At 54.4% G+C, this 14,047-nt stretch carries 13 protein-coding genes; 6 read left to right on the top strand and 7 right to left on the bottom strand.

All coding sequences use genetic code 11. The features are described 5' to 3' along the window. The first annotated feature begins 53 nt into the window (after positions 1-53). From ABDW13_RS18460 to ABDW13_RS18450, 3 genes are all read left to right on the top strand, one after another. Entirely contained in the window at positions 54-644 is a 591-nt protein-coding gene (locus tag ABDW13_RS18460; protein ID WP_343554018.1) for a metal-dependent hydrolase, read from the top strand. 152 nt (positions 645-796) lie between these two features. Continuing rightward, the gene (locus ABDW13_RS18455) at positions 797-2,188 is read left to right on the top strand and encodes an L-cystine transporter (protein WP_343554016.1); all 1,392 of its coding nucleotides are present in this window, start codon (positions 797-799) and stop codon (positions 2,186-2,188) included. A gap of 263 nt (positions 2,189-2,451) precedes the next feature. After that, positions 2,452-2,832, top strand: coding sequence for a DUF6515 family protein (locus tag ABDW13_RS18450; RefSeq protein ID WP_343554015.1), 381 nt, complete (start codon positions 2,452-2,454; stop codon positions 2,830-2,832). Positions 2,833-2,887: 55 nt separating this feature from the next. On the opposite strand, the gene osmE is transcribed toward ABDW13_RS18450, so the two are convergent. Then, a complete protein-coding gene (gene osmE, locus ABDW13_RS18445; RefSeq protein ID WP_007892614.1) occupies positions 2,888-3,223 on the bottom strand; it encodes an osmotically-inducible lipoprotein OsmE in 336 nt (111 codons plus the stop codon). 191 nt (positions 3,224-3,414) lie between these two features. On the opposite strand from osmE, the gene ABDW13_RS18440 reads away from it, so the two are divergent. The 3 genes from ABDW13_RS18440 (at position 3,415) to cho (ending at position 6,510) form a co-directional block, all read left to right on the top strand. Further along, positions 3,415-4,605, top strand: coding sequence for a multidrug effflux MFS transporter (locus ABDW13_RS18440; protein ID WP_343554014.1), 1,191 nt, complete (start codon positions 3,415-3,417; stop codon positions 4,603-4,605). A gap of 117 nt (positions 4,606-4,722) precedes the next feature. Beyond that, positions 4,723-5,550, top strand: coding sequence for an ammonia-dependent NAD(+) synthetase (gene nadE / locus ABDW13_RS18435; RefSeq protein ID WP_343554013.1), 828 nt, complete (start codon positions 4,723-4,725; stop codon positions 5,548-5,550). Positions 5,551-5,649: 99 nt separating this feature from the next. Further along, positions 5,650-6,510 carry an excinuclease Cho gene (cho, locus tag ABDW13_RS18430; RefSeq protein WP_343554012.1) on the top strand — a complete coding sequence of 287 codons (861 nt, stop codon included), beginning with the start codon at positions 5,650-5,652 and terminating at the stop codon, positions 6,508-6,510. Positions 6,511-6,585: 75 nt separating this feature from the next. Here cho and spy read toward each other — a convergent pair whose 3' ends face one another. The 6 genes from spy to ABDW13_RS18400 form a co-directional block, all read right to left on the bottom strand. Then, the gene (spy, locus tag ABDW13_RS18425; RefSeq protein ID WP_343554011.1) at positions 6,586-7,083 is read right to left on the bottom strand and encodes an ATP-independent periplasmic protein-refolding chaperone Spy; all 498 of its coding nucleotides are present in this window, start codon (positions 7,081-7,083) and stop codon (positions 6,586-6,588) included. Between the two features lie 335 nt (positions 7,084-7,418). Next, positions 7,419-8,414, bottom strand: coding sequence for a succinylglutamate desuccinylase (astE, locus tag ABDW13_RS18420; protein WP_343554010.1), 996 nt, complete (start codon positions 8,412-8,414; stop codon positions 7,419-7,421). Positions 8,415-8,460: 46 nt separating this feature from the next. Then, entirely contained in the window at positions 8,461-9,789 is a 1,329-nt protein-coding gene (gene astB / locus ABDW13_RS18415) for an N-succinylarginine dihydrolase (protein WP_343554009.1), read from the bottom strand. Continuing rightward, positions 9,789-11,255 carry a succinylglutamate-semialdehyde dehydrogenase gene (gene astD, locus ABDW13_RS18410; RefSeq protein WP_343554008.1) on the bottom strand — a complete coding sequence of 489 codons (1,467 nt, stop codon included), beginning with the start codon at positions 11,253-11,255 and terminating at the stop codon, positions 9,789-9,791. Before astD ends, astB begins: the two co-directional genes overlap by 1 nt. After that, positions 11,252-12,283: an arginine N-succinyltransferase gene (astA, locus tag ABDW13_RS18405; protein WP_343554007.1), complete on the bottom strand. Its 1,032-nt coding sequence runs from the start codon at positions 12,281-12,283 to the stop codon at positions 11,252-11,254. Before astA ends, astD begins: the two co-directional genes overlap by 4 nt. Beyond that, entirely contained in the window at positions 12,280-13,500 is a 1,221-nt protein-coding gene (locus ABDW13_RS18400; protein WP_343554006.1) for an aspartate aminotransferase family protein, read from the bottom strand. Before ABDW13_RS18400 ends, astA begins: the two co-directional genes overlap by 4 nt. Between the last annotated feature and the right edge of the window lie 547 nt (positions 13,501-14,047).

The raw sequence follows: 14,047 nt of genomic DNA, 5'->3' as shown, positions 1-14,047 counted from the left end.
GGATAAATCCCTATACTGGATGCATCGACAGTTTTATGCAGCCAGGTTTCATCATGACGGCCGAAGGCCATATCATTTTTGCCATTGCCAGCGCCATTTTTGCCAAGCGCGCGGAGCTGACGCCAGTCATGGCCAGCGCCGATTGGTGGCATTTAGTGCCTGCTGCGCTGTTAACCTGCCTGCTACCGGATATCGATCACCCGAAATCAGTATTAGGTCAGCGGCTAAGATGGCTTTCACATCCCATCGCCCGCGCCTTTGGTCATCGTGGTTTTACTCACAGCCTGCTGGCGGTGGCGGTCAGTTTGTGGCTATTCCAGATAAACGTTCCCGCCGATTGGTTTCTGCCCGCCGATGTGCTGCAAGGCATGACGCTGGGCTATCTCAGCCACATCGTCGCCGATATGCTCACGCCAGCGGGCGTGCCACTTTTATGGCCGTGTCGCTGGCGCTTCCGCTTACCGATTCTGAATAGCCAAAAAGGCAACCAACTTGAGCGCGCATTGTGCCTGGCGCTGGTCGGTTACGCTTTATGGTTTCCGCCGGGTTTGCCCTCATTTGGTGCCAACGGTTGGCCGGAGCAATTGTTCAATACGCTACAAAATGGTGTCGGTCGGCTGGTTAATGGTCAAAACGGTCAATAAGACGCCAAATTCAACAATAAAGTTATAAGCCATTCTTTTTGGATATAAACCTGCCCCACGATGAACTGATAACATTCTAAATATTCCCTAACGGGGACTTACTGTTTTGCGCGCCATCGCGTTGGGTGGCGCGGCACACTCTGGAGTTGAGCATGGATTTTCCCCTCATTATTAATATCGTGGCGTTTGTCGCGCTGCTGATCGTTCTTAACCGCATTGGCAGCCAAAGCTGGAGCCTGTCGAAGCGCGTGCTGACCGGTTTAGTGTTTGGTGTGGCCTTTGGTCTGGCGTTGCAAACCATTTATGGCGAAAACAGCGCAACGGTAAAAGCCTCTATCAGCTGGTTCAACATTGTTGGTAACGGCTACGTTCAACTGTTGCAAATGATCGTGATGCCGCTGGTATTCGCCTCTATTCTCAGTGCCGTCGCGCGTCTGCATAATGCTTCGTCACTGGGTAAAATCAGCGTACTCACCATCGGCGTATTGCTGTTTACTACAGCAATTTCTGCGTTGGTTGGCGTGATGGTCACTGGCCTGTTCGGCTTAAGCGCCGAAGGTTTGGTACAGGGTGCACAAGAAACCGCACGCCTGAGCGCCATTCAGAGCAATTATGTCGGCAAAGTCGCGGATCTCAGTACGCCGCAACTGCTGCTGTCATTCATCCCGAAAAATCCGTTTGCTGATATGGCGGGTGCCAACCCGACGTCGATTATCAGCGTGGTGATTTTCGCCGCCTTCCTCGGTGTTGCCGCACTGCGACTGCTGAAAGATGACAAGGTTAAAGGCGAACGCGTGCTGGTGGCGATCGATACACTGCAATCCTGGGTGATGAAGCTGGTGCGTTTGATCATGAAACTGACTCCGTACGGTGTGCTGGCGCTGATGACCAAAGTGGTGGCGGGTTCCAACCTGCAAGACATCATCAAGCTGGGCGGTTTCGTAGTGGCATCTTATCTCGGCCTGGCGATTATGTTTGCCGTGCATGCGCTGCTGCTGTCGGTTAACGGCATCAATCCTATGCGCTTCTTCCGCAAAGTGTGGCCGGTTATCACCTTCGCCTTCACCAGCCGTTCAAGTGCTGCGAGTATTCCGCTGAACGTCGAAACGCAAACGCGTCGCCTGGGCGTGCCGGAATCTATCGCCAGCTTCTCAGCGTCGTTCGGTGCCACCATTGGTCAGAACGGTTGTGCTGGTTTGTACCCAACCATGCTGGCGGTGATGGTCGCGCCGACTGTCGGTATCAACCCGTTTGATCCAATGTGGATTGCGACGCTGGTCGGTATCGTCACACTGAGTTCTGCAGGTGTCGCGGGTGTCGGCGGCGGTGCGACTTTCGCGGCGCTGATTGTGTTGCCAGCGATGGGCCTGCCGGTGACCTTGGTCGCACTGTTGATCTCGATTGAACCGCTGATCGATATGGGCCGTACCGCGCTCAACGTCAACGGTTCGATGACCGCCGGTTCACTCACCAGCCGCTGGTTGGGTTTGACCGACAAGAAAGTGTTGGAAAGCGATGAACACGCTGAACTGGCACATCGCTAAGCGCGAATGATTAACAGAAGCGGCAGACTCGCAACAGTCTGCCGTTTTTTTATGTCCGCCCTTGTAGGGTCGCCATTTATGGTGACCAATTCTCTATCAAGCCACCAAAATCTCCCCCATCGCCTCCCCAATTCCCCCCAATCATGGTGCCAGCGTTAGGAAATCGTTAAGCGTGGTAAACAAGCGAAAAAGCGACCGTTTATCGCTTGAGTTTTCGCTCGGGAAGGCCAATTCTGCTAGCAATCACAGCAGGAGAATCACCGATGAAAACAGTTATCGCCTCGGTGCTGGCGTTAACCTTATTAACACCAGCCATCAGTTTTGCCCATCCCGGCTATTGGGGTCCCGGTCCTGGCCCACGTTGGGGTGGCGGTCCACATTGGGGTCACCCTGGCCCGCTGCGTTTCTTACCTGAAGCAGCAACCGCGGTGCTGCTTGGCGGGCTGACTTATTACATGCTGAACGGCAACTACTACCAGCGACAAGGTGATACTTACGTGGTGGTACAGCCACCAGAAGCGCCTCAAGGCGGCATGCGCGTATTGGATTTCAATGGCAAGCGCTATTACGTGCAGGAAGGCCATTACTATCAGCGTGAGATTGGCGGGAATTACGTCGAAGTGCCGCGTCCGTACGGTTTATAAGCGCTATAACGAAAAACGGCCCGTCAATGACGGGCCGTTGTTTATTCTGCTGCGCTTACTGAGCCGCTTGTGGATCGGTATCGTAATCTTTACAGCTCTGGAAGCCATAATTCATTACGCGACCAGTATCGTTATAGCTCACGAAGTAAGTCTGTGGTTTGCCATCACGTTCGCCAATCACATAGGTCTGGCAAGTACCGCGTGCGTGAACCATGGTGATTTCAGTTGAGGCAGGACCGGCAATCTGGCGAACCTGATCACGCGTCATCCCTTTCTTCACATCCTTGACTACCGGCTTAGTTACGTAGCTTTCAGCTTTGTCATAAGTCGTACAACCAGACAGGGCTGCCAGGGTCATAGCGGCAGCGATACATCCCATCACTTTATTCATGTTGTTGTTCCTCGTTTTTTGTCCATGTTGCATAAGCCTGGAACATAAAACGAGATTAATCAACTTTATGGCCTCATTTTAGCCAAAATCCGAAGCGTTAGGATTTCGTAAAAAAGCTGTGTCGATGCGCCGCTGTTCGTATAATCACCCGCGAAAAAATACCGTTAGTTATGAATAAAAATAGAGGATAAATGACACCTGCACCTTCTAATCGGCTGGTTTATGCCATCACGCTGGGCCTGCTTGCGGCGCTCGGGCCATTATGTATCGATCTTTATCTCCCCGCACTGCCGGAACTGGCGCGCGATCTGCACACCGAAACCGCGACGGCACAGCTGAGTTTAACCGCCGGTCTGCTAGGTCTTGGAGCGGGCCAATTGTTATTTGGCCCGATGAGCGACAAATTTGGCCGCATCCGCCCGCTGCTGCTGTCGCTGGTATTACTGTTTATCGCATCGATTGGCTGTGCGCTGGCGAAAGATATCCACTCATTACTGGTCGCGCGTCTATTTGAGGGATTGGCGGGTGCAGGCGGCGCGGTGCTTTCTCGCGCCATCGCCCGTGATATGTACAGCGGCCACGAATTAACCCGCTTTTTCGCGCTGCTGATGCTGGTGAATGGATTAGCACCGATTGGTGCACCGGTATTGGGCGGCGCATTGATGACGGTGCTCAACTGGCGCGGCATCTTCGTGGTACTCGGTTGCATTGCGATCGTGCTGATCTTCCTCGCACGCTGGAAACTGCACGAAACCTTACCGGCTGAACGTCGCAATCAAGGTTCGATCTTCTCCGCCTGGGCGGCGCTCGGCCAGGTTGTGACTCATCGTCAGTTTATGGGTTTTTGCCTGACGCAAGGTTTCATGATGTCCGGCATGTTCGCCTATATCGGCGCCTCGCCTTTCGTGTTGCAGCAATTGTACGGATTGACGCCGCAAGCCTTTAGCTTCTGTTTCGCCGCTAACGGTCTCGGCCTGATTATTGCATCTCAAACCAGCGCACGTTTGTGTCCGCTGTGGGGCGAATATCGCGTATTGAAAGGCGGCTTGACGCTGGCCTTTGTCGCCTCAAGTTGTCTGCTGCTGGCAGGTTTAACTGGCGCATCGTTGCCAATTATTCTGGTCGCCCTGTTCTTCACCATCGCCAGTAATGGCGTGATCGCCACCACCGCATCGTCGCTGGCGATGCAAAGTCAGGGCCATCGCGCGGGCAGCGCCTCGGCGGTGATTGGCGTGTGCATGTTTACCTTTGGTGCCATCAGCGTGCCAATTACCGGTCTTGGCGGCACGTCGGTCGCCAGCATGACCGGCACTATTTTTGGCTGCTTTATGTTGGCGATTCTGTCATTCAATCTGCTAGTGAAGAAAGCGAAAAGCGTCTGATTTGCCAGCAAATAACCGCGACAACCCGCCATGCGGCTTGTTGTTTTCGGGCTGAGGCGTTAGCTTTAGCAGATGATTCGCATTGTGCCGTCAGGCTACTGACTTGAGGAGAGGTTCATGTCACTGCAACAGGAAATCATTGAAGCGCTTGGTGTTAAGCCGGTTATTGACCCGCAGCAGGAGATCCGCGTCAGCGTTGATTTTCTGAAGTCCTATCTGAAAGCCCATCCCTTCCTGAAAACGCTGGTGCTGGGTATCAGCGGCGGCCAGGATTCCACGCTAACCGGCATGCTGTCGCAAACCGCAATTCGCGAGTTACGCGAAGAAACCGGCGATAATGAATACACCTTTATCGCCGTGCGCTTGCCATATGGCGTGCAGGCGGATGAACAGGATTGTCAGGATGCGCTGGCATTTATCCAGCCAGATCGCGCGTTAGTAGTGAACATCAAAGAGGCGATCCTCGCGAGTGAGCGCGCATTGAAAGAGGCAGGCATCATCGTTTCCGATTTTGTGCGCGGCAATGAAAAAGCGCGTGAACGTATGAAAGCGCAATACAGCATTGCCGGCATGACCAAAGGCGTGGTGGTCGGTACGGATCATGCGGCTGAAGCGATCACCGGTTTCTTCACCAAGTACGGTGATGGCGGCAGCGATATCAACCCGATTTTCCGTCTGCATAAAGGCCAGGGTAAACAGCTGCTGAAAAAGCTGGGCTGCCCAGAGCATCTCTATCTCAAGCATCCCACTGCCGATCTGGAAGATGATCGTCCCGGCTTGCAGGATGAAGTGGCGCTCGGTGTCACTTATCAACAAATCGATGCTTATCTGGAAGGCAAAACCATTGATGCCGCCGCGGCTAAAACCATCGAAGGTTGGTATTTGAAAACCGAGCACAAACGTCGTCCGCCCATCACCGTCTTCGACGATTTCTGGAAACCGTGAATCGTAGGGTCGCCATTTATGGTGACCGAATGATGCTTAACTGGCGATAAAAAGCACACTTTGATACACTGGATAGACAACCAGTAATCGGAGTGTGCTTTGGTCAGACGTACTGCCAGCCACCGCCTCGAATTCGACGCGGCAGCCATCTATCAATATCCCGAACATTTACGTCAATGGCTGGAAGGATTACCCAACCAGCCGGGCGTTTATACCTTCCACGGTGAAAGTGAAAATCTGCCGCTGTATATCGGCAAAAGCGTCAACCTGCGCAGTCGGGTGATGGCGCATTTCCGCACGCCCGATGAAGCCAGCATGTTGCGTCAGGCACGACGCGTAACCTGGATTCCCACGGCGGGCGATCTGGGTGCGCAGTTGCTGGAAGCGCAGATGATCAAAACCCAGCAGCCGTTGTTCAACAAACGTCTGCGAAAAAATCGTCAGCTTTGCTCGTTGCAACTGGGCGATGGCGCACCGCAAGTGGTGTTTGCGCGCGATGTCGATTTCTCGCGTGCGCCGAATCTTTATGGCCTGTTTCGCAGCCGCTTTGCCGCACTGGAGCGCTTAAAAACTATCGCCGATGAACAACGTTTGTGTCATGGATTGCTGGGACTGGAATCATTACGTCCCGGACGCGGCTGTTTTCGTGCCGCGCTGAATCGTTGTGCCGGTGCATGTTGCGGCAAGGAAACGGTGGCGGACCATCAGCAACGTTTGCTGGCGGCACTCGAGCAGATGCGCGTGGTGTGTTGGCCGTGGCAAGGCCCGATTGGCATGGTGGAACGCGGTGCGGAACTGACGCAAATCCACGTTATCGATCACTGGTTTTGGTTGGGTTCGGTCAGCAGCGAAGCCGAAGCACGTCAGCTACAGCGCGCCTCGCACGGCTTCGATCATGATGGCTATAAAATTCTCTGCCGCCCGCTGCTGTCGGGTGTTTTTCCGCTGATCGAGTTGTAAAAACAAAACCGCCAACGTTGCCCAATGCAGTAAAAGCAATGGACAACGTCGGCGGTCTCTATTCAGTTAACGAACTTATTCAGCATCAGCCGGCGCAGAAAGCATTTTGCCATCGTGCGGGCGTTTTTCAGTTAAGCGCTTCTCAAAATTAGCGTTGTACTGTTTCTTCTGCTCTGGCGTCAGAACGTTATAGATCTTGTTCTGAGTTTCCAGCATCTTCAGCGCGTGCTCTTTGGCGTTGGCGGTCATCTTCTCAGCCTGCGCTTCCGCTTTCGCCTGGTCGAAGGTATCGGATGCAATGATACTGTGGTCAGCACGACGCTCTTCCAGCGACGGACGTTTCATATCTTTGTGGCCATCACGCAAGATAGTTTTGATCTGCGTTTTCTGCGCATCGGTCAGATTCAGACCTTTAAACATCATCTCCATGCCGTGATGACGCATTGGGCCTTTGTGCATCGGTTTCTCGCTGCCTGCTGGCGGCGGCGTTAAGTTGTCGGCAGCTGCATGGACGATATTTGCAGCACCAAGTGCCATTGTGGTAGCCAGGAACAGGGAAGTTAATTTACGCATAATATTGTCCTTACTTATCAGTTTAATGACGACAGCCTGTGTCGCGTCTTCGGAAACAAGCATACGACGCTGAACGTCAACTACTCAGAGGCTGAGTAAAGCCCTGCAAGCATAAAAGACAGTAATCAGGCAATCATGGAGAGAAAGAGAAGAAATGCGTGAGGAATTGAAAAACTTTATGACAATCAAGGGAAAAACGCAGGAATTAAGGAGGAGTGTAACGGTATTGTCGGTTTTCAGGAAGGGAAATGTGGGCTATTTCACGCTGCTCGATCAGTCCCCTCTCCCGCCTGCGGGAGAGGGTTAGGGTGAGGGACACCGATCCGCGATGCTAATTATAGCGCCAACGCCTGCGTCTGCGCATTCTCCTCCACCAGCATCAACCCGGCACGCAATCCCGGCGCAACATTCGGATTAGGAAACAGCACATACTCCCGCGCCTGCTGCACGTAATAACGCCTGTCGCCCTCTTCCGCCAGCAACGTGCCCTGCGGAAAAGCCGTAAAGTTCAAGGTTTCCGGCCCCATGTGCAAGGTAAACTTCTCGCCGTGACGAGTGATTTGCTGTGCCACACGATAGTGACGTGGCTGCTGATGCACCTGCGGCAAGGTTTCGCCATACAACAACGCCGCCAGCGCTTGCTGCACGCCGCTAAACTGGCTCAAATCGTTCTCACCAAACGGCAACGCTTTACCCAACTCCAGCGTGCAACTCGCCGCGTCATGATGTTCGCAACTGAAATGGGTAAAAGTGCCGCCCGGCGCGCGATGAAACACTAATGCTTCCATCTCGGCAGCCGCCAGCCAATGCATAAATTCATCCGGCCATGGATGCTGATTGAGCGGCATCACGCCAAAGCGCGCATGATACGAACCGCGAATCGCCGTATGCAGATCGAGATGCCAGCGCACCTCATGATCAAGGCAGGTACGCCAGAAACTCTCCAGCGCCTGCTCCAGATGCAACACGCGCTGAGCCTCTGGCACATCAGCGACTTGCTGCCAGCGGCCGCCAAACAGGCGGTTCATATCATATTGTTGATAGCGTTTCCCGCTACGCAGCGCGGCGGGATTGCCGAGGATCACCAGCAAACGCACCGCCAGCGGCTTTTCACCGCGCAGCAGCGGCGTCAGCAGCAAATTGAGTATTTCGACCGGCGCGGTTTCATTACCATGAATGCCCGCGGAAAGCACCAGCGCACGCTGCGTTGGTGTGTGTGGCGTCAAGGTCAGCAACCCTTCCTCATGCCATTGCCAACTGAGATGGGCATTGCTGCCCTCGCGTTGACGTGGCGGCTCACCCAACAACGTCTGTTGTAAAAAGTCCTGCATGTTCACTCCTTTTTAACCACGCTGGGGCGAACCTTACACCCCGGCGTTAACGCTGAAACGCGTAGACACTGCCTAAGTCTAGCAGTTGTGTCAGTTCATCCAGCGCGGTGCGCCCTTCTCGCAGCAATTGTGGATCGGCTAAATCCGCTTGCGTTAAGCGATCGCGGTAGTGGCGATCAACCCAATCATTCAGGGTGTCGAACAGGCGATCGTTCATCAAAACCGCAGGATTCAGCGCCTGACGTTCTGTTTCGGTCAGCACCACGCGCAAACGCAAACATGCCGGGCCACCGCCGTTGAACATACTTTCTCGCAGATCAAATACTTTCAGTTCACGGATTGGGCCGCCACTTTCAACCAGTTCAGTCAGGTAGCGCCACACACCCGCATGCTGACGCGACTCTTCCGGCAGCACCAGCAACATGCCGCCGTCGGCGCGTTGCAATAATTGGCTGTTAAACAGATAAGTATTCACCGCATCCGTCACCGACACCTTAGCGCGCGGCACTTCAATCGGCTGGAAACCGGGCACGCGCGCAGCGAGATCGCTCAACAACTGCGGCTGATTAACAAACGCGTCCTGATGGCAGAACAGCACCTGCTGATTGCTGACGGCGATCACATCGTTATGAAATACGCCCTGATCAATCACCGCCGGATTCTGCTGCGCAAACAGCGTGCGTTCGCCATTGAGCTGATGCAAGCGCGCCACCGCTTCACTCGCTTCACGGGTTTGGCGTGCCGGATAGCGTGCTGGTGTTGTGCCCTGTTGCTGACCGTCGCGACCATAAATAAACAGCTGCACGCCCGCGTCGCCGTAATCCTTGCCAAAACGATTGTGGTTAGCCGCGCCTTCATCACCAAACTGTGCCACCTGCGGCAAAGCGTCATGCACGCTGAAATGCTGCGGATGGCGGAAAATCGCGCGCAGCAGATCGGCTGTTTCCGGCGCTTCAATCGCGCGATGGAATTTGTTATTCAGATTGGCGACGGTGAAATGCACCCGGCCATCAGCGCTATCGGCGGAAGGCGAAACGGTGGCCGCATTCGCTACCCACATCGCCGAGGCTGAACTGGCGGCTGAAAGTAGTTGCGGCGCTTGCTTTGCCGCTTGCGCCAATACCTGCTCGTCGCTGCCGCTAAAACCGAGTTGCCGCAGCAGCGGCAGATTCGGCCTTTCATGCGGCGGAATCACGCCCTGCACATAGCCCATATCGGCCAGCGCTTTCATTTTCAGTAAACCTTGCTTAGCCGCTAAGCGCGGGTTGGAAGGATGTAACTGATTACGCGTAGAGGCCTCATTACCAAACGACAATCCCGCGTAATGGTGCGTCAGGCCGACCAAGCCATCAAAGTTAGCTTCAAACGCTTTCATTATTGGGTTTCCTGCGCGGAGAAATCGAGTCCTGGCGACAAGTTGGCAGGCAGCGCCAGACTTGGGCTTTCAAGCGAGGCCATCGGCCACGCGCAATAATCAGCGGCATACCACGCGCTGGCGCGATGATTACCTGAAGCGCCAATGCCGCCAAAGGGCGCAGTGCTGGCAGCGCCGGTTAACGGTTTGTTCCAGTTGACGATCCCGGCACGCGCTTCCACTAGCAGTTGATCAAACTGCGCGCGTTGCGGCGAAATCAAACCGCAAGAAAGACCATAGCGGGTGTTATTGGCGATAGCGATGGCTTGCTCGTAACTGTCGTAGCGAATCACCTGCAACAGCGGGCCAAACACCTCTTCGTCCGGCAAATCCTTGACGTCAGTAACATCAATAATGCCCGGCGTGAGAATTGCGCTGTCGCGATCCGGCCAGTGCATACCCAGCAGCACTTTACCGCCCTGTTCGACTTGCTGCTGCCAGGCGGCAAAAATATGTCCCGCCGCAGCCGGCGAAATAACGCTGCCCATAAATGGCTGCGGTTCGGCATTCCACGCGCCGGGTTGCAGTCGCGCGCTGACCGCGACTAAACGTTGCAAGAAGGCATCGCCCGCCGCGCCGCGTTTCACCAGCAAACGACGTGCGCAGGTACAGCGTTGTCCGGCAGTAATAAATGCCGATTGAATGGCGATATGCACCGCGCCATCGAGATCAGCCGGATCTTCAACAATCAATGCATTGTTGCCGCCCATTTCCAGCGCCAGCATTTTCTCTGGCTGCCCGGCAAACTGGCGATGCAGGTGATAACCGGTGGCGGCGCTGCCGGTAAACAGCAAACCATCGATTTGCGATTGCTGGGCCAGCGCCTGGCCGGTTTCGCGTCCGCCCTGCACCAGCGCCATCACGCCAGCAGGCAAGCCCGCTTGCTCCCACAGTTCGACGGTTTTTTCCGCCGTCATGGGTGTTAACTCGCTCGGCTTGAACACCACGCAGTTACCGGCCAATAACGCTGGCACGATATGGCCGTTTGGCAGGTGGCCGGGAAAATTGTACGGCCCAAACACCGCCAGCACGCCGTGCGGACGATGGCGCAGTGAACTTTCACCTTCCGCTTGCTCGCCGGTGCGGCTGTGATAGGCCTTAATTGAGATGGCGATCTTGTTGATCATCGCCTGCACTTCCGTCAGCGTTTCCCAGCGCGGCTTGCCGGTTTCACGGGCGATGGTTTCTGCCAACGCGGTTTTATGGCTTTCCAGCAAGCGGGCAAACGCTTCCACAACCGCTTGTCGCTCGGCAAACGGCTGGCGCGCCCAGTGTGGAAAGGCCGCACGCGCCGCTTCACAGGCTGCGGTCACTTGCGCGCCAGAGGCCGCTTTGCCCTGCCACAGGATCTCGCCGGACACCGGATTGTGTTTACTCAGGGCGTCAGCGCCGCCGGTCAACCATTGACCATTAATGAAATGCGTCATGCTTTATTCTCCTCGCGATTCAGCGTGACCACACGCAGCGTATCGCCATAATTACAGTGCAGCGCCGTGCGCTGGCTTGCAGAAAGACAAACATTGCCCGTCGCCATATCCACCGGCAGCAGCGCGACACGGAATTGTTGGTAATCACCATTCGCCACCAGGCACAACGGCCAGTTGCTGTCGGCTTCACCCTCAATTGCCGTCAGCAGGCGACTTTTGCGGATGGCGCGAATGCGATCGATTTCGCACTCCAGCGTCGGTCCGCCATCGAAAATATCGACGTAGTTGAGATAGCGGAACCCTTCGGCTTCCAGCACCGCACGCGCGGGCGCGGTTTTCGGATGAACTTCGCCAATCACTCTCTGCGCCGCTTCGGAAAGATAATGGGTATACAGCGGATGTTTCGGCATCAGCTCGGCGATAAAGGCTTTTTGCCCGGTGCCGCTGAGGAAATCGGCCTGGCTGAACTCCATCGAGAAGAAATGGCTGCCGACACTTTCCCAAAATGGCGAATGACCGTTGTCATCGCTGACGCCGCGCATCTCCGCCACCACGTGTTTCATAAAGTGGTCACGGAAGTTAGCCATAAACAGGAAGCGCGATTTGGACAGCAGATAGCCGTTTTTGCCATCGCGGTAGTCGGGATCGAGAAACAACGTGCACAACTCGCTGCTGCCGGTGTGATCGTTGCTCAACGATAGCGTGGGTAAGCTGGCATAGACATTCAGCTCTTTCGAGGCGTGCACCTGCGTGCCGACGCGGAAGTTGTACCACGGGTCCTGCAAACCGACCGCCACTTCGATGGCGCAAATACCAACCGCGCGGTCGTCTTCGCTATCGGCTAAGACAAAAACATAACCTTGTTCGGCACGCGGCAGCGCACCTTGCCAGGTGAGCAGCGAGCGCTCAATACGGGCTTTGAGCGTCTCGCTATCCGCGGGCAGCGAGGTTAAGCCGCCCCCGGTTTTGCCCGCCAGCGACAACAACTGCGCAAGATCGTCACGTTCGACGGGGCGAATCACCATCATGATGTGGCTCCTTTGAGCACGCGTTCACAGGCACGTTCGAAGCGTGCCAAACCTTCTTTTACTTCGCGTTCACTGATGTTCAATGCAGGCGCGAAGCGCACCACGTTGGCACCAGCGATCAGCACCATCACGCCCTCTTCGGCGGCGGTAAGGTTGAACTGTTTGGCTTTGCCAGCGAAATCATCATTGAGTACTGCGCCAATCAGCAATCCAAGTCCACGTACTTCCTTAAACACCGGCAAACGTTGATTGATGGCCTGCAAGGCCTCGACAAACCATTGATGGCGTTCGGCGACGCCCGCCATAAAGTCAGGCTGATTGATCAACTCCATCACTTTTCCGGCGACTGCGCCCGCCAGCGGGTTGCCGCCGTAAGTGGTGCCGTGCGTCCCCACATTCATCACCTGGGCTAAATCTTCACGCGTCAGCATTGCACCAATCGGGAAGCCGCCGCCCAGCGCTTTAGCGGTGGTCAACACATCCGGCGTAACGCCGTAATGCATGTAGGCATACAGCGAGCCAGTGCGACCAACACCGCTTTGCACCTCATCGAAAATTAGCAGCGCATGATGCTTATCGCACAACTCGCGCAGGCCCCGCAGGAAAGCAGGATCGGCAGGCACCACGCCGCCTTCGCCCTGAATCGGCTCGACGATTACCGCGCAGGTTTGGTCATTGATCAGTGCGGCGGCTGAAGCAAGGTCGTTAAAGGTGGCGTGATCGATGGCAGGCGGCAACGGCGCAAAGTCGCGGGAATAGGCCGGTTGCCCGCCCGCAGTGACGGTAAACAACGTACGACCGTGGAAAGCATTATTGAAGGCGACGATGCCATTTTTTTCCGCACCAAAACGATCGTGTGCGGTTTTACGCGCCAGTTTTAAAGCCGCCTCGTTGGCTTCAGCACCCGAGTTACAGAAGAACACACGATCGGCAAAAGTGGCATCGATGAGTTGTTTAGCCAGACGCAAAATCGGTTCATTGGTGTAGCCATTACCGGTATGCCACAGTTTTCCTGCTTGTTCGGTTAGCGCCTGTTGCAGCGCCGGATGCGCATGGCCCAAAGCGTTAACGGCGATGCCACCGGCAAAGTCGATATACTCTTTACCCTGCTGATCCCAAAGCGTTGAGCCTTCAGCGCGCACCGGTACAAAAGCCGCGGGAGCATAAACCGGCATCATCCATTGATCGAAATCGTGACGCGAAACCTGCTGTGACATAGCCCTTTCTCCTGCTCCACGCTCAGTGAAGCTAATGTTTTAAATTTGTTAAAAATGTTAAGTGGCAGCTCTACTGTATATTGCAGTTAGCGTGCCAGCCAGCCACAAAAATGCATAACTGTCTTATCACAACGAAATATCAATAGGTTAGATGCTGTCATTATTCATTTTAATTGCATAAAAAGTGAATAAAGGTCTGATGCAGGTTGAATGCCAGCACGTTATTTAGCGGATTTATGCATCGACAAAATGAAATGTTGCTTTTGTGATCGCGCAGGAAATATTTCGCCAAAATAGCGCGTTTTCAGCACCATTTTGGGGCGTAATGAATTTTATTGGTGCAAGGAAGAACAGCAATTGTGCATTAGATCAGGAATAAGCAAGGTGTGTTTTTTAACATCTCACTTTTTAAGTTGGATATTATTTATTCAGCCAAACGATAAGCCAAGACTAAATAACACTTAATGACTAAGGTTATTATCAAAGTAGAAATAAACAGACACAAAGCCATGAACAAAGTAATTACCCTGCTAATGATTAGAGTGAT

It is taken from the genome of Pantoea sp. (genome assembly GCF_039594315.1).
GTDB lineage: Bacteria > Pseudomonadota > Gammaproteobacteria > Enterobacterales > Enterobacteriaceae > Pantoea.
The sequence above is the reverse complement of the archived record's forward strand: the minus strand, read 5'-3'. Positions and strand labels throughout refer to the sequence as shown.